We start from the raw sequence: 18343 nt of genomic DNA on the forward strand, positions 1-18343 counted from the left end.
GCGCCCCCAGTGCTTGCTGGTGCTACAAGGGTATATAATGAAAAGTTTAATGCAAATACATATAGCTTCACTACAAAAAGCCCTGATAATACAAAAAATGCAATGCAGATATTTCTGCCAAAGCGCCCTGTAAAAATTGTAGTAACCGATATGGATAACAAACCAATTATGGCAGATAATCAATGAAATGCCGCAAGAAAAACTGCTTTATTAAAACACGCTGATCAAAGCAGTGGCATAAAAGTGGTTATCAGTTATTGATAAATGTGAAGGTATGTTAATAAATTATTATGGAGCTCTGATAAAAAATAGTACATTTGCAGCCCCTAAGGAAGGAACATACCAACCATTACGACTCCGTAGCTCAGTTGGTAGAGCAACAGACTCTTAATCTGTGGGTCCTGAGTTCGAGCCTCAGCGGGGTCACAATTAACCTACCGGGTTAATTTGACGACGATAAATGTAAAATGATTCCGTAGCTCAGCCGGTAGAGCATAACACTTTTAATGTTGGGGTCCTGGGTTCGAGTCCCAGCGGGATCACTTAAAAGCCTCTTAGTTTACTAAGGGGCTTTTTGCTTTATTAATCATTTAGTTTGTAATCCATGATTGCTTATAATAGTTTATTTGCGAGGATTTAAAAGGCGGAATTAGCCTTCGGCTTTTAAAATTAAGCTGCTATCTTTTCTCATTTAAGAACAAGTCTGTCGCAGCCACCTTTTTATTAAAAACACACAATAAAGCACTAACCTCGCTTCAAAAAATTACTTATTTTAGTAGCCCAAATCCGCTATTACAGATATGCCAGACGCTCCAATTAATGCTAAAGAGCTAAAGAGAATTGAAGCTTTAAAGTCATATAACATACTTGACACGGCTACAGAAAAAGATTACGACGAGATCACAGAACTTGCAGCTGCAATTTGCGGAACGCCCATTGCCCTCATAAGTTTCATAGATAAAGATCGGCAGTGGTTTAAATCAGCCAAAGGTGTTGACGTAAGCGAAACTGACCGCCTTTATTCCTTTTGCGCACATGCTATCAAAAAGCCCAACGAATTGATGCAGGTTGAGGACGCGCATGCCGACTCAAGGTTTAAAAACAACCCTTTAGTAACGGGTGCCCCTCATATAACATTTTACGCAGGCATGCCTTTAGTAGATGATAAAGGCCATGCATTAGGCTCGCTCTGCGTGATCGATAGCATCACAAAAAAACTTAACGACACGCAACGCAAGGGGCTCGAGATATTGGCAAGCCAGGTTGTAGATAAATTGATTCTCAGAAAGCACCTTATAACATTAGAATCTGCCAACCAACGGGTAAAGCGCCTTAACGACTTGCTTAAAGAGAAGGAGGGCGAAGCCATGCAGATTATTAAGAACACGCCACTGGCTATGGCGTTGCACACCGGCAAGGAAATGGTTATTAGATTTGGTAACGATCTTATGCTGAAAGCCTGGGGAAAAACGGAGGCCGTATTTGGATTGCCGTTTAATATGGCGTTGCCGGAGCTTGCAGCACTAAACTTTCCGCTTACAATGCAACGTTGCTATTATACTGGAGAATCATACTCACAAACAGAGGCACATATGTCTTACGTGCACAACGGAGTATTGCGAGAGTTTTATTACAACTATTCCTTTACACCTTTAAAATCCGCTGATGGAACCGTTTGGGGTTTGCTGAACACCGCGTTGGACGTGACTGAGCTGGTTAAAAACAGATTGGCCATCGAACGAGCTGAAGAACAGTTGCGTGTAGCCGTACAATCGGCAAACCTGGGTACATGGTTTATTGATGCTAACACCCGTGAATTTATTCCATCCATTCGTTTAAAAGAAATATTTGGCTTTAATCCTGATGACGCAATGCCATATGAGGCAGCTCTTAATCAAATACCGGAAGTCTATAAGCAAACGGTTACGCAAGCCGTTGAGGACGCAATATCTACAGGCAAACCTTATGATATCGAATATCCGGTAGTTGGTTTTCATGATGGGATGACACGGTGGGTAAGAGCAACCGGGAAAATGTTTCCGGGCGACGAAACGCATCAACCGAATCTTTCCGGAACTATGTTGGATATTACAGACCGTAAACTGGAAGAACAACGCAAGCAAGATTTCATAGGCATTGTGAGTCATGAACTAAAGTCGCCATTAACCTCTTTAAAGGGTTATTTGCAAATTCTTGAAGCAAAAGCAAAAAAGTTAACTGATGTAAGTTTACTCCATTTAACAAGTAAGGCTTTGTCGCAATCAAATAAAATGAATGCACTGATTACTGGTTTTCTGGATGTGGCACGTCTCGGCGACACCAAAATAAAACTTAATCGCACCACTTTTGATATGGCAGATCTTGTCAAGAACTCTGAAAGCGAATTGTTATTAAACGTCAGCACGCACACCGTTATTTACGCGCCCGTTAAACACACACTTGTCCATGCAGACCAGGACAAAATTGAGCAGGTAGTGATTAATTTTATTAATAACGCCATTAAATATTCGCCAGACTATACCACAATTAAGGTGGATTGTGTTACCAAAGGGTCTAATGCCTTTGTAACAGTTAAAGACGAGGGGATGGGTATATCCGAAAAAGACAGACTGCGCGTGTTTGAGCGTTTTTACAGAGCAGAATCAAAAGACATCAATCATATCAGTGGTTTTGGCATCGGCCTGTACATATGCCAGGAGATTATCCGTGGGCATGGTGGCAAGATTGGTGTTGATAGTCAGTTAGGAAAAGGAAGTACGTTTTGGTTCGAGATACCATTAGCTGACGCTGACTAACAAATAAAATTGTATATGATCCATTCAACAAAGCCTCAGCAAAGCTGAGGCTTTGTTGAATAAGGAAGTCAATCTTTTTAATCGTTTTTCTCTATTACGGCTTCAGTTTCACTTTTGCCTTGTTTTTTTACGTAAAGTTCATCAACCAGTACCATCACAATGGCCAAGAGTGGTGTTGCCAGTAATATACCTAATACACCGGATAATGATCCCATAAGTAATTGCGCAATGATTGTCAAGGCTGGCGGTAGGTCAATCATTCGTTTCTGCACCATTGGGGTAATTACATTGCTCTCGAGCGTTTGTATAAGTATGTACATTACAGCTATGATAATAGCTGTGTTTGGGCCTACCGTTAAGCCAAGCAATACTGCCGGCACCATTGCTATAAGCGGGCCGAAGTTGGGTATGAAATTTAGGAGACCAGCCATAAGTGCAAGGGTGAGCGCCATAGGGATGCCCAAGATAGTAAGTCCGGTTACGCTTAATATAGCTATGAGCAACATTGCCAGCAACATACCTTTTAACCAGCCTTTTAATACCAGGCTGATCCGGTCAAGAACAACACGGGTATCTTTTTTAGCGCTGTTTGGTGAAAGTATTATGATGCCATCTTTATAAATAGATGGACTAACCGTAAAAAATATCCCTAAAAACAGGATGATATATAAATCCCCCAAAACACCAAAGCTGGTGCTGAATACTCCCTGGGCTTTTGACATTACCATTCCCGAATCTATCCGGTTTATTTTTTCTATTATAGACCTTCCGATATCGCTTTTCTCAAGCTGCGTTTTGCCTTTTTCCACAAGCACCGGAAAATCATCGCTTAAAGCTTTAACCTGCGATTGGATGGTTGCACCCATAAACCAAAATAAGGCGATCAGTATCAAAAATGACCCTATAACGGAGATAGCCATTGCAGCTGGCCGTTTAAGTTTTGTTCTGCGTTGTATAAAATCGCCAAGCCCATGGAAGAACACCGCAATAAGCGATGCTGCGAAAACCATTAAAACGATGTTGAACGCTACCCTTAAGATGAGGATGAGGCACACGCTGAGAGCAAGTATACCAACAACTATCCATACTTTTTTGGCGAAGTTTCTCAATTCGCCCGGTGCAGGCTTTTTTGTATCAGAATTTGTATTTGTAGTAGACATATATATCTACAATGGTAGTTAAGCTATAATGTTTACATGAAAGCGCTTTAAATTTAAAAGAGTTGAGATATTGTCTCGCTTTGATACATCGTTATTCAAACAACTTGATTAGCAAGTCCAGGTTATTATCCCCATCAAAGTAACTTGGAATATTTTAAGTAGCGGCCTTGTTATTCGCCTCAATTATATTTAACAATTTTTAACGTAAGCTGTAGCAGATGCTTTTTATCTTAGTGCAAACCTTAACACGATGAGCGATAAAAGTATCCCTAAGCATTCGTCAGCTCTTATTATCATAATGTTTTGCTTGCTGCAAGTCGCCTCTGCGCAAAAGCAATTCAATGTTACTATAAAGTTAGATTCAAGCCTTATAGCTAAAAAATTAAGGTTTCAGTACGACAGTGGCAAAACCATAGTTTTTTTAGGAGACTCGGTTTACAAGTCGGAAACCGTTGTCGTTCAAGGGAATTACTTTTCAAAGTTTGCATCGCTCGACGTAATTTATATTAATAAGGATGGAGCCCCATATTTTGGCAGCTATCTCGTCGGTGATAAGCCCGCACAAATTAATTTAGGATATAAATCAAATGATTACCAATCATTAACACATACAAGTTTAATTAACGCTGTTGATACTTACGACACTACATATAACAAATTTTATCATGAATTAGTAAAGTATAACAAAAAGCAAAATTTGGAAACCTGGAAATTTGTCCAATTACATAAGGATAGTTTAAACAGAAATGATTCGCTGAAAACACTTTACTACAAGATGGTAAATGAAACCGAACAGCGCACATTAAATTTTCTTAGGAGATATCCCGATAACTATTTAGCGTTTTGGTACTACAAAACTAATATCGCGCAGCGTATCCTTAACAACCAACCTGGCAGGGCATCGTTAAAATGGCATTTGGATTATCTTCAAAACACTTTTTCGCGCGATATAAAACAAAGTTTTGAAGCAAGTGAACTGATGCGGGTATTTCAATTACGTATTGCTCCATTAAAGGTTGGTGAAGCAGCTCCGCCTTTTAAAATTAAAACATTAGATAACACCATTTTAAATTTAACCAACTTAAAGGGCAGATATGTTTTGGTCGACTTTTGGGCTACTTGGTGTGGACCTTGCCTGCGCGAAATTCCCTATGTAAAATCGCTACGCAAAAAATATCCTGAGCAAAAACTTACAATTATTGGCATTAGCGCTGACAAAAAACTCAATCATATGATAAAAGGTGTTAAAGACAATCAGATGAATTGGTCCCAATATTTTGATAAAGACTCGGATCTATCAAGGCTATATGGTGTACACAGCTATCCAAGTTACTTTTTAATAGATCCTGCAGGTAAAATAATTTACCGCTCAGATGAAATTAAGTCTTATACCATTGATTTAGATAAAATATTGAGTAAGGAACTTATGTAGATAAAACAAGTATTGTAACAAAAAACGCCCTGCTAATTTAATAGGGCGTTTTTTGTTTGTTGTTTAAAATGATCTATGCCATCGCATATAATTCTTCACGTTGCTTTTGTACGGCGTCGCTGTTAATGTATTCATCGTAGCTCATTAGCTTATCAATGGTTCCGTTAGGAGTTATCTCGATAATGCGGTTGGCAACGGTTTGTACGAGTTCATGATCTCGCGAGGTGAAGATAATATTGCCCCTAAAATCCTTCATGCCGTTGTTAAGGGCCGTGATCGATTCAAGGTCGAGGTGGTTGGTAGGCTCGTCAAGGATAAGCAGGTTGGCAGATTGCAACATCATGCGGCTAAACATACAACGCATTTTTTCGCCACCCGATAATACATTGCTTTTCTTCAAAACTTCTTCGCCGCTAAATAGCATCCGGCCTAAAAAGCCACGAATAAACTGGTCGTCTTTTTCGCCGGGCGAGTATTCGCGCAGCCAGTCAATGAGGTTAAGGTCTTTACCCTTAAAGTATTCAGCGTTATCAATAGGTATGTCAGCCGCATTAACTGTAACACCCCATTTAAAGCTGCCCTTGTAATCGGTATCTTGCCCTGTAAGTATCTCGTAAAAGGCTGTGGTGGCTAAACTATTTTGTGATAAAATAGCAACTTTATCGCCTTTATTTAGCATCAGGTTTACATCAGCAAACAGCACTTCACCGTTGAGCGACTTGCCAAGGTTTTCTGTTTGCAACACCTGGTCGCCAATTTCCCGGCCCTGGTTGTTGAATATAATTCCCGGGTACTTGCGGTTAGATGGCTGGATTTCGTCGAGGTTAATCTTATCCAAAGCTTTTTTACGGCTGGTAGCTTGTTTGGATTTCGATGCGTTCGCGCTAAAACGACGGATGAACTCCTGAAGTTCTTTAACCTTATCTTCGGCCTTTTTATTTTGATCGGCGCGTTGTTTAAGGGCAAGCTGGCTGCTTTCATACCAAAACGTATAGTTACCGGTATAAATAGTCATCTTACCGAAGTCGATATCTACTATGTGCGTACAAACCGTATCAAGGAAGTGCCTGTCGTGCGATACAACAAGTACTATGGCTTCGTACGATGCAAGGAAATCTTCAAGCCAGCTAATGGTATGTATGTCCAAATCGTTGGTAGGCTCATCCAGTAAAAGGATGTCGGGCTTACCAAACAAGGCTTGCGCCAATAACACACGTACCTTTTGCGTATTATCCAGATCCTTTACCAGTTTATAATGAAACTCCTCTTTAATGCCCAAATTGCTTAATAGGGTAGCGGCGTTGCTTTCAGCATTCCAGCCATCCATTTCGGCAAAAAGATTTTCCAGCTCGCCGGCACGTTCGCCATCGGCATCGCTAAAATCTTCTTTTAGGTAAATGGCATCTTTTTCTTTCATTACCGCATACATCTCCTTGTGGCCCATCATCACGGTTTCAAGAACGGTAAATTCGTCAAAGGCATAGTGGTTTTGGCTAAGCACGGCCATACGTTCGCCGGGCGTAAAACTTACCGAACCACTGGTAGGGTCAATATCTTTAGATAATATTTTAAGGAAGGTAGATTTACCTGCGCCGTTAGCCCCAATAATGCCATAGCAATTACCCTGGGTAAATTTTAGGTTAACATCTTCAAAAAGTGTACGCTTGCCGTAACGTAAGGATAAGTTTGATACCGTAATCATGCTGTACTATATTTCGTGCAAAAATACGGCTAATTACTCATATAATCGATATGTATCTCAGAAATGGGTTGATGAACCGAAATTAAGTCGGCGTGTAGACTGACTTGTGATCAATAGTATCTGCTTGGGATGAATTATTCCCAATTGTGGGGAAAAATAACCCATAAACATAATAGCTATACGATTTTTTACGTTAAATTAATTTTGGAATAACATTTGCTTTCCTTTCACCGTACTACACAATAACCAATTATACCAGTAAACAGTTATACTACTAAAATGGCAGCAGTTGTTATCGGCCTCGTTATTATCAATGCAATTATTATGTTGCGTGATGTTAAGACCTACAGAGATTTTTAATATTTTATTTGGCAGCTAATATGGCTGAAAGACGCCTGGTTTCCTCATCGGCTAATTTTTGAAGTGGAGCCGAGGCCAGCATTTTCATCATCATGTTTAATTGAGCGTTGATTGTGAACGTGACAGCCGTAGAGCTACCATTGCCTATCAATGACCAAAAAAGCTCCATTTCAAAAGGAGGTTGTTGCGAAGGTAGAATACGCACCGATGTATTGGTGACCCGCTCTTCGATGCGCAATGAAAGTGAAGTGATGTTTTGAATTTCAAAACTTGCTTCGTCCGCAGTAGATGACCAATTAATTATATTATCGGGCATTAGCTGCCCCTGGTTATTCATATCCGCTAAAAAAGCGTAAACAGCACTTACGGGCTGCTCCACCGATACGCTACTCAAAAATAAACTCATATCGAATTTTAGATTATTGCTGGCCCCATGTTTCAGGTTGCTCACGCCATTGCTTTAATACGGCAACATCGGCAGCAGCAATAAACTGGTGTTCCTCTGCATATTTTAACAGGGCGCTATAATTTGATAAGGTAAAATAAGGGCACTTGGCGTTCTTAAAGTTTTCGTCGGCTATATCAAAACCGTAAGTGAATATTGCCGCAAGGCCTGCAACGGTATAACCGGCTTCGCGCAAAGCATCAACTGCCTGCAGGCTGCTTTTGCCGGTAGATATTAAATCCTCAATAACCACAACACGCTTGCCGGGCGATAACTCCCCTTCAATCATGTTGCCGCGTCCATGTTCTTTTGGTTTGGCACGCACATAAATAAACGGAAGGCCTAGTTCCTGCGCTACAAGCGCGCCTTGTGGTATACCCGCTGTAGCAACACCGGCAATACACTCAACAGAGCCGTACTCTTCCTGTATAACAGAGGCAAGTTTGTGCCTTATGTATGTACGAATGGTTGGGTATGACAGGGTTACGCGGTTATCGCAGTAAATTGGAGATTTCCAGCCAGATGCCCAGGTAAAAGGATTATTAGGTTGTAATTTAATTGCTTTAATTTGCAGCAAAAATTCGGCAACTTGTTGTTCGGTTTCACTATTCGTAAACATGGCTCAAAAATACAGAATTTATATTAACGAGAAAGTGGTTTTCATCACTTCAGATTACCCTGCTGACACAAAAAAGGAACAAATAATTGAGGATGAGGGCTTTGATCTGAAATTGATTTATTACTGGACAGCTAAACAAAAGGCCGACTGTTTTTACGTTGTTACCACCGACCCCAAAGCGTTACTAAAACAAATACGCAAAAGCGTTACCGTTATTGACGCCGCCGGCGGGCTGGTAAAAAATACCGATAGCAAATACCTTTTTATTTTCCGGAACGGTAAGTGGGACCTGCCGAAGGGTAAAATCGAGAAGAAAGAAAAAAATAAAGTTGCCGCAGTGCGCGAGGTGGAAGAGGAGTGCGGTATAAAAGTAAATAAGCTTGAAGAAAAGCTTTGCAAAACCTATCATACCTATGTTTACAAAGGCGAGGTAGTATTAAAGCGTTCGCATTGGTATAGCATGCGTTATAAAGGTAAAGCTAAACTGGTGCCCCAGTTAGAGGAAGGCATTACTGATGTGCGCTGGTTTGGCAAAGAGGAGATACCTGCATTGGTTACCAACACTTTCCCGTCAATAATTGATGTGCTTGAAAAAGCCGGTGTTATTGAAGAAAAGGTATGGCCTCTTTTGGGATAAACTGGCTTACATCGCCATTGTAACGTATTATCTCCCTTACAATGCTCGAGCTGATGGACGAGTAGCCCGGTTTGCTCACTATAAAAATGCTTTCAATCTCAGGCTCAAGAGCATGGTTCATCTGGGCTATGGCCTTTTCATACTCAAAGTCCGACACGGTACGTATGCCCCTTATCATATAGTCGGCACCTATGCTTTTACAAAAATTTACGGTAAGCCCCTCGTAAGCAATAACGTGTATGCGCTCATCATGCTTAAATACTTCTCTTATCATATCCTCGCGTTTGCCAACGCTTAAAAGCCCTTGCTTGTTGCTGTTGACACCAATACCAATATACAATTTGTCAAACAGGCTTACCGAGCGTTTAACAATATCTACGTGCGCTTTTGTAATTGGGTCAAACGAGCCTGGAAACAGGGCAATCTTCATAAATCAGGTTTTGATGCTTGCTCAAAAATAGGCATTAATTAAAAGGCCAGCAAATTGTTTATCTGCGCATATTGCAGTAGCATAATGGTTTTGGCGTCCTTTATCTCACCTGTCTTTATCATTTCAAAAGCAGCCGTAAATGGCATTTCCAACACCTCTATGTTTTCGTCCTCGTGAGCCAGGCCACCGCCTTCGCTAACCTTCATGTCCTTATTGTATTCGGCTGTAAAAAAGTAAAGTATTTCGGTTACTGATCCGGGCGACATGTACACTTCAAAAACCTTTTGCACCGATGATATTTTATAACCAGTTTCTTCTTCAGTTTCCTTGCGTATGCAATCTTCGGGATTGTCCTTATCTAACAAACCTGCACATGCTTCAATAAGGTAACCATCCGGGTTGCCGTTTAAGTACGATGGCATCCTGAATTGCCGGGTTAACACAACTGTTTTAATTTCCGTATTGTACAGCAATATTACGGCACCGTTGCCGCGATCATAAGCCTCGCGCGAATGAGTTTCTACATCGCCATTGGTATTAGTGTACTCGTAACTTACTTTTTTAAGGGTGTACCAGTTATCAGAAAGAATTTCTGTATTAATAAGTTTTAGGTTTTTCATGCCTTAAATATACACTAAAGCTTTGTTGTGTTTACTCGGATTCTGCTAATCTGAAAAATGAAAACGACGAGTGGCCGTATTTGCGCTGCTCTACAAATGCAGGGTGATTGCTTAGGTTCTGCATCGACTGATGCTCTACTATAAGCAGCCCGCCGGGTTTAAGCAGGTTTTTATCAAACACTATCTTAGATATCTCGGGGATCTTATTAAGGTCATACGGTGGGTCGGCAAATATCAGGTCGTATTGCTCGGTCTCTATGGCCAGGTATTTAAAAACATCGGCCTTAAAAGTTTTAATTTGGGTTAAGCCATGCTGGCGCGATACATCATTAAGATAGTTTACACAATGCACGCTGCGGTCAACCCCGATAACCTTTTCGGCCCCGCGCGATGCAAATTCCATTGCAATGTTACCCGTGCCGCTAAACAAATCAAGCACGGTGATGCCTTCAAACTCAATCTGGTTTTGAAGAATGTTAAAGAGAGCCTCTTTGGCAAGGTCTGTAGTAGGGCGAACGGGAAGATTTTTGGGCGGGTTAAGCCTTAATCCCTTTAATTTTCCTCCGATGATGCGCATAGTGAAAGGGCGGCTAAACTCAAAACTTTGTGTAACTCCAGTTGCGGCGGTATGTCCAGCAGTTCTATCAGACTCAGCCTTACCGACCGGAAAAATTGCTCAAGGTAACTTACATACATATCTGTACGGTTAACATCGCCGCTTATAATAATGTTGGTATCGGCCGGGGTGAGGTCAATTTGCTGCGCAACAAGTGCCGAGTAATAGGCAAGCTCTTCGTGGCCTGCAAACTTAAACACGTTGTAAAACCGCAGCTTACCGTCATTAAAGTAAGCAAACTGTACACGTTCATTATTGACGTTAAGATACAGGGTAGGGTTTGATGCATGGTCGTTGGCAAGTGCCTGTAACCAACCTTTTGCTTTGTAATTGATATTACTGTTATCTACATTGGTTATAGCGGTAATAAGCGCCTTATCAACCTTGTAAATAATCATATTTTCGGCATCCAGTTCTTGTGCAAATACCTTTTCGTTGTCGCGCACATCAAGCAGCCTGGCAACATCGGCAACCCGGCCGGCCTCGTAAAGGCCTGTCGGCAACAGTGTAAAACCTGTTGATGTTACGCCCGTTATAACCTGTTTGTAATTGGCTGTAAGGATATCCTTTAGTTCTTCAGGATCGTGCAGTTCGCTGATGGGGTTATTTATTGCCCAGGCCATTAATTCCTGGCCACTAGTAACAATATAACTGAATATGTTTTGCTCTACCTGTAACAGTAAGTTATAACTGTGTGCCTGGTCAAGGTTTAGGCCGGGGTTGGTGTATGAGTATCTCTGTTCAATCATGCGTTGTAAACAAAAGTAATATATTTATCAATTACATAATTAATTTACTTATTCCCATTTTTGTGGGTGCCTTCAACAGAATTTATATCCCAGGCTTTTCCGCATACACCCACGCCACAACAGCAGGAGCTTTTTGGTAAGATCCATGCCTTTTTATTGGCCGACGACGGCGATGAGTGTTTTGTACTGCGTGGTTATGCAGGTACGGGTAAAACAACCATTGTTAGCGCATTGGTTAAAGCCCTGCCGCAATACAATTTTAAATCGGTGTTGCTTGCGCCTACGGGCCGCGCCGCCAAGGTGATAACCAATTACTCGGGCCGTAAAGCTTTTACTATACATAAACGCATCTACCGTAAAAAGTCGGCCATGAATATGGACGAAGGTTTTGCCACAGGCGAAAACATGAGCACCAACACCATATTTATTGTGGATGAAGCATCCATGATTGCCGATGAGAGCGGCTATAACCACAATTCGCTGCTGCATGATTTGGTTACATACGTTTATAACGAGCGTAATTGTAAACTGATGCTGGTTGGCGATACGGCCCAGCTGCCGCCTGTTGGTGCCGATGATAGCCCGGCCTTAGATATGAAACTGATAAAAGACCAGTTTGGGCTCTCGGTATTTGGTTACGAGCTTACCGATGTGTTGCGCCAGCAAAAGGACTCCGGGATATTATTTAATGTAACCAACGTGCGCGATATCGTTCGCCAGGGCAAGGAGGTAATGCCCCGCATTGTTACAAAGGGCTACAAAGATGTTTTCAGGATGCGCGGCGATATGCTGGAAGAAGGGCTTAACTACGCTTACAGCAAATACGGTCACGATGATACGCTGATTATTTGCCGCTCCAACAAAAATGCCAACCTGTATAACCGGCAAATACGCGGGCGAATTTTAATGCGTGAAGAAGAGCTTACCGGCGGCGACCAGTTGATGGTAGTACGGAACAATTATTTTTGGCTGCAGGATCAGGAAGAGGGCAGCACTGGCTTTATTGCCAACGGCGATATTTGCCGAGTAAAAAGGGTGCGACGTATAGAAGACATGTACGGCTTCCGGTTTGCCGATGTGCAGCTGGAATTTATAGATTACGCCGAAGACCCAGTGCTCGACTGTAAGATATTGCTCGACACCTTGTACTCCGAGGCGCCGGCCTTGGTGCAGGACGATCAGAAGCGCTTTTACCTGGAGGCGATGAAAGATTATGATCACATACTTAACAAGCGCGAGAAGCATAACGAACTTAAAAAGAACCCATACTATAACGCCTTGCAGGTAAAGTTTGCCTATGCCATTACCTGTCACAAAGCACAAGGTGGCCAGTGGGGAGCCGTATTTGTTGACCAGGGTTACCTCACCGAAGAAATGGTAAACACCGACTTTTTACGTTGGTTTTATACCGCCTGTACCCGTGCCACCAACGAATTGTTTTTAGTAAACTTTAATGAGAAATTTTTTGTTGATGCGCCAGCGGATGCATTTTAAGATGAAAGTTGACTTATAACTAACGCTGTATAGTCGGAATTATAATTTCTTGCTATTAACTGTTGGCTATCATCTATTAACTGATGGCTTATTCCGCTTTCGGTAATTCAATTCTGAACGTGCTGCCTTTGCCTTCTTCGCTGGAGGCGCTTATTTTGCCACCGTGGGCGGTTACAATGTCTTTTACAATACTCAGACCTATGCCTGTAGATTGTTCGCCTTTTAACCCTGTGCGGCCCGCGCCCGAAAAGCGCTCAAAAATGCAGGGCAGCATTGCTGCGGGGATACCAAGCCCTTTGTCTTTTACTTCAATAACGTATTTGTTTTTTAATGCGTTCAAATGTATCTCAACCAGGTCGCCATCTTTAGAAAACTTGAGCGCATTGCTGATCAGGTTATCCATAACACGCGGAAATTTTTCGGTGTTAATCATCACATAAGCATCCTTTACATTGCTCAGCAATGCCACATTGGTTTTGCCGCCTTGCTGTAGCTTCCAGCCGTTTATTATGCCCTTAAGGCAATCGTTAAGTTCTGTACGCTGTGTTATCAGCATTGCAGACGATTCATCGCGCGCGGCCTCTAATAAATCATCAATTATGGTTCGGGCCTTAACGCACGATTCGCGCATCATGGTAAGGCTATCCTGCGTGTCTTCATCAATATCTTCGAGTTCCATCATCATAGCCAATGATTCAACCGCAGCTATTGGGTTGCGCAGGTCATGGGCAACAGTGCCCAACACCTGGTTTTTAAATACGTTAGCCTTTTCAATCTCAGCGCTTTTTTGGCGTATCTCAACTATCTGCCCGTAATAGCTGGCCTTGTATGAGAAAAAGTAACGTGATGTGAGGTAAAAGCAGCTCAATAAAGTAACAGAGATAAGCTGATTGTGCGTCATCTCCGTAGGGCCGGCCTGTGCATAAAACAGCATTATTGTAAACAGCATTTCTATCCCCGCAAGCATTACCAAAGTTTCATACCATTCAAAAATAAACAGGAAACTTACGATGCTTAAAGCAATCAGGTAAAGTGTAAGGGCATTGCTTGGGTCGGACGTGGATATGAAACTGGCGTACATGCCGCAGCAAATGATATACAGGCTGAAAACAAATACCAACAACGACATATCAGCCGATGCGATTTTAGAAACCCTTAGCCTTTGTATTGCCAGGTGGCTCAGCAAGTAAAAAACAGGCGTAACAATAATGAACACCCAGTTGATGAAATTAAATTCAGGGAAGTTTTGCGCTTTTGTAAGTGATGCGGGCAAAGCGTAATACAATATCCGGATTACCAGGTTAAGCGTAAGGAATATAAAACTGGCCGTACGTACACTCAACAAATTTTGAAAAGTGTAGTAATTGCGAAAAGCAATTGCGTGCCGTGGCTGCAGCTTTGTAAAAAAGTGGGTTTCCAATGGTTAAATATGGATGGTGATCAAAAGCGTTAAATCAGGATATAACGCGAATTTAAAATGATTACGACAAGTTGTACCAATACAATTCAAAATTGTTGACAAAATGTCGTTTTAAATAAAATTGACTTGCCAAATCTTCATGATTTAACCTATGGCAAAAGTTTTGAAGGTAACTGAGTACTATGAATTTCAACAACTTTACCATAAAAGCACAAGAGGCCGTACAAAAGGCCTCAGAAATAGCAACCGGTAATCAACAGCAGGCTATTGAAACAGCACACCTGTTAAAAGGGCTGTTACTGGTTGATGAAAATGTTATAACCTACTTACTAAAAAAGCTAAATGTTAACCTTAACAGGTTAAACACTATACTCGACGAGCAGATAACCTCATTCCCCAAAGTGAGCGGCAGTAATGTCTATTTATCTTCAAGTGTAAACTCGGCTTTGCAAAAGGCTCAAGGTTACTTAAAGGAGTTTAAGGATGAATTTGTATCTGTAGAGCATATCTTACTTGGCCTTTTATCTGTTAACGATAAAACTTCAACAGCGCTTAAAGATTTTGGCGTAAACGAAAAGGACCTTAAGAAAGCCATTGTGAGCCTGCGCGGGGATACCAAGGTAACCGACCAAAATGCTGAAGCAACTTACAACGCACTCAACAAATATGCACGCAACCTTAACGAGTATGCCGAAAGTGGCAAGCTCGACCCGGTTATTGGCCGTGATGAAGAGATACGCCGTGTAATACAGATTCTTTCTCGGCGTACAAAAAACAACCCAATATTGGTGGGCGAGCCTGGGGTAGGTAAAACAGCCATTGCCGAAGGTATTGCTTTCCGTATCATTAAAGGCGATGTTCCCGAAAGCCTTAAAACCAAAACCGTATTCTCTTTGGATATGGGCGCTTTGGTGGCTGGCGCAAAATATAAAGGGGAGTTTGAAGAGCGCCTTAAAGCTGTTATCAAGGAAGTGATCCAGAGTGATGGCGAGATCGTACTGTTTATAGACGAGATACACACCCTTGTTGGTGCCGGTGGCGGTGAAGGCGCTATGGATGCGGCTAACATCCTTAAACCGGCCCTTGCCCGTGGCGAACTGCGCTCGATAGGTGCAACCACGCTAAACGAGTATCAAAAATATATCGAAAAAGATAAGGCACTTGAGCGCCGCTTTCAAAAAGTAATGGTTGATGAGCCGGACACTGCCGATGCAATATCTATCCTTCGCGGATTGAAAGAACGTTATGAGGCACACCATAAAGTGCGTATCAAAGACGAAGCAATTATAGCTTCGGTTGAAATGTCGCAACGCTACATATCTGACAGGTTTTTGCCCGATAAAGCGATCGACTTAATGGACGAGGCTGCATCTAAACTGCGTTTGGAGATGGATTCGGTACCGGAAGCGGTTGACGAATTGGAACGCCGCATTATGCAGCTTGAAATTGAGCGCGAAGCCATTAAACGTGAAAAGGACGACCACAAGGTTAAAGAACTAAGCGAAGAAATAGCTAACCTGTCGTCAGAGCGCGACTCATTACGTGCCCGCTGGAAAGGCGAGAAAGATTTGGTTGATGGCATTAACCAAAAGGTTGAGCAGATCGAGAACTATAAGCTCGAAGCCGAGCAAGCCGAACGCGCCGGAGACTACGGTAAGGTTGCCGAGCTACGCTACGGTACAATTGTACAGGCACAAAAGGAAGTGGAAGACTTAAAGGCGGCATTGCAGGAAAATCAGCAGGATAGCCGCATGCTTAAGGAAGAAGTTACTGCAGATGATATTGCAGGTGTCGTTTCACGCTGGACAGGTATCCCGGTTAGTAAAATGATCCAGAGTGAGCGCGAAAAGTTGCTAAACCTGGAGGATGAACTGCACAAACGTGTAGCCGGTCAGCAAGAGGCTATTGAAGCAATTAGTGATGCCATACGCCGTAGTCGTGCAGGTTTGCAGGACAAACGCAAGCCAATTGGATCGTTCATATTCCTGGGTACAACAGGTGTAGGTAAAACCGAGTTAGCGAAAGCTTTGGCAGAGTACCTGTTTAATGATGAAAACTCGATGGTGCGGATTGATATGAGTGAGTACCAGGAACGCCATGCCGTATCACGATTAATCGGCGCGCCTCCGGGTTACGTTGGTTATGATGAAGGCGGGCAGTTGACCGAGGCAGTACGCCGTAAACCTTACAGTGTGGTTTTGCTTGATGAGATTGAAAAGGCGCATCCGGATGTGTTTAACATACTGTTGCAGGTACTTGATGATGGTCACCTAACAGACAACAAGGGCCGTGTTGTGAATTTTAAAAATACCATCATCATCATGACCTCAAACATTGGATCCAACCTTATCCAGGAGAATTTCCAGGATTTTGAGGATAGCGATAAAGAGCAGGTAATAGCTAAAACTAAAAATGAGCTATTTAATTTGTTGAAGCAAACCATACGGCCTGAGTTTTTAAACAGGATTGACGAGATCATAATGTTTACGCCGTTGAGCCGTAACGAGATCACTGATATTGTTAAGCTGCAATTTAGGCAGGTGCAGCAAACACTGGCAGAAATGGGTGTAAGTATTGAAGCCACTGAAGAAGCACTTGATTGGCTTGCCCAGTTGGGTTACGATCCGCAGTTTGGCGCAAGGCCACTTAAACGTGTTATACAGAAGAAAATACTTAACGAATTATCTAAACAGATACTGGCTGGCAAAGTTGACCGCGACAGCAGGATAAAGCTGGATATGTTTGATAACAACTTTGTTTTTTTAAATGCAAATGATTGATAGGTGAAGTTGAGAGCCGGCGGCATGTTATGGCTATATGCTGATTGATTTGTTAGTCGCCGGTGTAAGCATTTAAACAAGCATGTTCAGGCAAAAGGGCCTCCCATTGTGAGGCCCTTTTTGTTAATGTTAAGTTATTATTATTTAGCCTTGATGTACTTATACTCGATCACGGTTTCCTTAGATCCAGCGGAGTTGGTGCGGCGTTGTAAACCTTTTGTTGGGTAACCATCCTGATTATAGGCGTATGTATATGTGGTTGTAGAACTACTGCCGTTATTTAAGCTTGTTTCTGTCAAAATCTCATTTTTATTGGCGTAAGGAACATCCGGTAATTTCCATTTGTTACCTGTGTTTAAATATGGATTATGGTTTGTCCCAAAGTCATAGCTTATGGTTTGGTTGTATGAACTGGTTTTGGATTGAACACTTTCCTTTATCAGGTTTTGCTCGTTGTATAAAAAGCTTGTTATGCCGCCGTCGCCATTTGGCGATGTGGTTTCTGAGACAGATACCTTATCATTTTGCACTGTTATTTTGGTAGTGAAAGTTGCCGGCGTTTCTGATGTATTAGTATAATCAACCACCGTTGGTATGTTATTTTGGTAATTGTAATTAAAGGTAGCAATTGAAGAACCCCTTGTAATAACAGACTTAACCAGGTTGTTTTGAGCATCGTAGGTGTAAAGGTGTTTAACTACACTTGTCGAGTAGCTATCACTTTCACTTTCGTACGCTGCGATTAAATTGTTATTGGAATCATAATCGTAATCGGTAACGATTTTGCCAGATGTGGTGTATGTTATCACTGAGTCGAGTAATAATTTATTTGGCTCGGTATTGACATCCGGTTGGGTGTCATTATTTTTAGTGCAGGCCGAGAGCGATAGGGCGACAATGGCTAAAGCCATAAAATTTTTCATGATTGTGATTGCGTTTGGTTTAGCTAAAATAGCCTATAGTTTTTGTATTCCGGCTTTTTTGGAATGTGTTTTTGAAAATCCGTCTGATTATCAAGAGGCTAAAAAATAGATTTTAGTAAACCGTTGGTTTCAAAACTTTAGGCACGTTTTTGGGTTTACTA

The 18343-nt window shown here is 41.9% G+C and carries 15 protein-coding genes and 2 tRNA genes; 7 read left to right on the forward strand and 10 right to left on the reverse strand.

From position 1 onward, the window contains the following. Positions 1 to 353: 353 nt before the first annotated feature. The 3 genes from FPZ43_RS01215 (at position 354) to FPZ43_RS01225 (ending at position 2795) form a co-directional block, all read left to right on the forward strand. Positions 354 to 426, forward strand: a tRNA-Lys gene (locus FPZ43_RS01215). A 43-nt stretch (positions 427 to 469) separates the two neighbouring features. Continuing rightward, positions 470 to 542: transfer RNA gene (locus tag FPZ43_RS01220), tRNA-Lys, on the forward strand. Between the two features lie 258 nt (positions 543 to 800). Further along, positions 801 to 2795, forward strand: coding sequence for an ATP-binding protein (locus tag FPZ43_RS01225; RefSeq protein ID WP_146380027.1), 1995 nt, complete (start codon positions 801 to 803; stop codon positions 2793 to 2795). A 77-nt stretch (positions 2796 to 2872) separates the two neighbouring features. Here the strand turns inward: FPZ43_RS01225 and FPZ43_RS01230 are convergent, their stop codons facing one another. After that, positions 2873 to 3955 (reverse strand): AI-2E family transporter, encoded by a 1083-nt coding sequence (locus FPZ43_RS01230; RefSeq protein ID WP_146380028.1) that lies wholly within the window; start codon positions 3953 to 3955, stop codon positions 2873 to 2875. Between the two features lie 250 nt (positions 3956 to 4205). Between FPZ43_RS01230 and FPZ43_RS01235 the strand changes: the two genes are divergently transcribed. Beyond that, a complete protein-coding gene (locus FPZ43_RS01235) occupies positions 4206 to 5387 on the forward strand; it encodes a TlpA family protein disulfide reductase (RefSeq protein WP_146380029.1) in 1182 nt (393 codons plus the stop codon). A 73-nt stretch (positions 5388 to 5460) separates the two neighbouring features. On the opposite strand, the gene FPZ43_RS01240 is transcribed toward FPZ43_RS01235, so the two are convergent. The 3 genes from FPZ43_RS01240 to pyrE all read right to left on the reverse strand — a co-directional run bounded on the left by FPZ43_RS01240 (position 5461) and on the right by pyrE (position 8513). Beyond that, positions 5461 to 7089, reverse strand: coding sequence for an ABC-F family ATP-binding cassette domain-containing protein (locus FPZ43_RS01240; protein ID WP_146380030.1), 1629 nt, complete (start codon positions 7087 to 7089; stop codon positions 5461 to 5463). 364 nt (positions 7090 to 7453) lie between these two features. Further along, positions 7454 to 7855 carry an SRPBCC family protein gene (locus tag FPZ43_RS01245; protein WP_146380031.1) on the reverse strand — a complete coding sequence of 134 codons (402 nt, stop codon included), beginning with the start codon at positions 7853 to 7855 and terminating at the stop codon, positions 7454 to 7456. A gap of 13 nt (positions 7856 to 7868) precedes the next feature. Continuing rightward, positions 7869 to 8513: an orotate phosphoribosyltransferase gene (gene pyrE, locus FPZ43_RS01250; RefSeq protein ID WP_146380032.1), complete on the reverse strand. Its 645-nt coding sequence runs from the start codon at positions 8511 to 8513 to the stop codon at positions 7869 to 7871. Here pyrE and FPZ43_RS01255 point away from each other — a divergent pair. Beyond that, positions 8512 to 9150 carry an NUDIX hydrolase gene (locus FPZ43_RS01255; RefSeq protein ID WP_146380033.1) on the forward strand — a complete coding sequence of 213 codons (639 nt, stop codon included), beginning with the start codon at positions 8512 to 8514 and terminating at the stop codon, positions 9148 to 9150. The genes pyrE and FPZ43_RS01255 overlap by 2 nt on opposite strands. On the opposite strand, the gene coaD is transcribed toward FPZ43_RS01255, so the two are convergent. The 4 genes from coaD to FPZ43_RS01275 are packed head-to-tail and all read right to left on the reverse strand — an operon-like array spanning position 9116 to position 11565. Continuing rightward, on the reverse strand, positions 9116 to 9580 hold the full coding sequence (gene coaD / locus FPZ43_RS01260; RefSeq protein ID WP_146380034.1) for a pantetheine-phosphate adenylyltransferase: 465 nt from the start codon (positions 9578 to 9580) through the stop codon (positions 9116 to 9118). The two genes, FPZ43_RS01255 and coaD, sit on opposite strands and share 35 nt — an antisense overlap. Before the next feature lie 38 nt (positions 9581 to 9618). Further along, positions 9619 to 10200 carry a GDP-mannose pyrophosphatase NudK gene (nudK, locus tag FPZ43_RS01265; RefSeq protein WP_146380035.1) on the reverse strand — a complete coding sequence of 194 codons (582 nt, stop codon included), beginning with the start codon at positions 10198 to 10200 and terminating at the stop codon, positions 9619 to 9621. Between the two features lie 31 nt (positions 10201 to 10231). Continuing rightward, entirely contained in the window at positions 10232 to 10777 is a 546-nt protein-coding gene (gene rsmD / locus FPZ43_RS01270; protein ID WP_146380036.1) for a 16S rRNA (guanine(966)-N(2))-methyltransferase RsmD, read from the reverse strand. Next, positions 10753 to 11565, reverse strand: coding sequence for a DUF3822 family protein (locus FPZ43_RS01275; protein WP_146380037.1), 813 nt, complete (start codon positions 11563 to 11565; stop codon positions 10753 to 10755). The genes rsmD and FPZ43_RS01275 overlap by 25 nt, the downstream gene beginning before the upstream one ends. Positions 11566 to 11631: 66 nt before the next feature. On the opposite strand from FPZ43_RS01275, the gene FPZ43_RS01280 reads away from it, so the two are divergent. Next, positions 11632 to 13059 carry an ATP-dependent DNA helicase gene (locus tag FPZ43_RS01280; protein ID WP_146380038.1) on the forward strand — a complete coding sequence of 476 codons (1428 nt, stop codon included), beginning with the start codon at positions 11632 to 11634 and terminating at the stop codon, positions 13057 to 13059. A gap of 88 nt (positions 13060 to 13147) precedes the next feature. Here the strand turns inward: FPZ43_RS01280 and FPZ43_RS01285 are convergent, their stop codons facing one another. Continuing rightward, the gene (locus FPZ43_RS01285; RefSeq protein ID WP_146380039.1) at positions 13148 to 14479 is read right to left on the reverse strand and encodes a sensor histidine kinase; all 1332 of its coding nucleotides are present in this window, start codon (positions 14477 to 14479) and stop codon (positions 13148 to 13150) included. A 182-nt stretch (positions 14480 to 14661) separates the two neighbouring features. Here FPZ43_RS01285 and clpB point away from each other — a divergent pair, with 182 nt between their 5' ends. Beyond that, the gene (gene clpB / locus FPZ43_RS01290; RefSeq protein ID WP_146380040.1) at positions 14662 to 17259 is read left to right on the forward strand and encodes an ATP-dependent chaperone ClpB; all 2598 of its coding nucleotides are present in this window, start codon (positions 14662 to 14664) and stop codon (positions 17257 to 17259) included. A gap of 140 nt (positions 17260 to 17399) precedes the next feature. Here clpB and FPZ43_RS01295 read toward each other — a convergent pair whose 3' ends face one another. Continuing rightward, positions 17400 to 18182: a hypothetical protein gene (locus tag FPZ43_RS01295; protein ID WP_146380041.1), complete on the reverse strand. Its 783-nt coding sequence runs from the start codon at positions 18180 to 18182 to the stop codon at positions 17400 to 17402. Positions 18183 to 18343: the final 161 nt, after the last annotated feature.

The organism is Mucilaginibacter pallidiroseus (genome assembly GCF_007846085.1).
Lineage (GTDB): Bacteria > Bacteroidota > Bacteroidia > Sphingobacteriales > Sphingobacteriaceae > Mucilaginibacter > Mucilaginibacter pallidiroseus.

What these genes read in the sequence shown, in the direction of transcription:
- FPZ43_RS01275 (WP_146380037.1), bottom strand. Translation starts at nt 11,565, where the DNA reads ATGATTGAACAGAGATACTCATACACCAACCCCGGCCTAAACCTTGAC.
- FPZ43_RS01230 (WP_146380028.1), bottom strand. Translation starts at nt 3,955, where the DNA reads ATGTCTACTACAAATACAAATTCTGATACAAAAAAGCCTGCACCGGGC.
- FPZ43_RS01255 (WP_146380033.1), top strand. Translation starts at nt 8,512, where the DNA reads ATGGCTCAAAAATACAGAATTTATATTAACGAGAAAGTGGTTTTCATC.
- clpB (WP_146380040.1), top strand. Translation starts at nt 14,662, where the DNA reads ATGAATTTCAACAACTTTACCATAAAAGCACAAGAGGCCGTACAAAAG.
- rsmD (WP_146380036.1), bottom strand. Translation starts at nt 10,777, where the DNA reads ATGCGCATCATCGGAGGAAAATTAAAGGGATTAAGGCTTAACCCGCCC.
- FPZ43_RS01295 (WP_146380041.1), bottom strand. Translation starts at nt 18,182, where the DNA reads ATGAAAAATTTTATGGCTTTAGCCATTGTCGCCCTATCGCTCTCGGCC.
- pyrE (WP_146380032.1), bottom strand. Translation starts at nt 8,513, where the DNA reads ATGTTTACGAATAGTGAAACCGAACAACAAGTTGCCGAATTTTTGCTG.
- FPZ43_RS01245 (WP_146380031.1), bottom strand. Translation starts at nt 7,855, where the DNA reads ATGAGTTTATTTTTGAGTAGCGTATCGGTGGAGCAGCCCGTAAGTGCT.
- FPZ43_RS01235 (WP_146380029.1), top strand. Translation starts at nt 4,206, where the DNA reads ATGAGCGATAAAAGTATCCCTAAGCATTCGTCAGCTCTTATTATCATA.
- coaD (WP_146380034.1), bottom strand. Translation starts at nt 9,580, where the DNA reads ATGAAGATTGCCCTGTTTCCAGGCTCGTTTGACCCAATTACAAAAGCG.
- FPZ43_RS01240 (WP_146380030.1), bottom strand. Translation starts at nt 7,089, where the DNA reads ATGATTACGGTATCAAACTTATCCTTACGTTACGGCAAGCGTACACTT.
- nudK (WP_146380035.1), bottom strand. Translation starts at nt 10,200, where the DNA reads ATGAAAAACCTAAAACTTATTAATACAGAAATTCTTTCTGATAACTGG.
- FPZ43_RS01225 (WP_146380027.1), top strand. Translation starts at nt 801, where the DNA reads ATGCCAGACGCTCCAATTAATGCTAAAGAGCTAAAGAGAATTGAAGCT.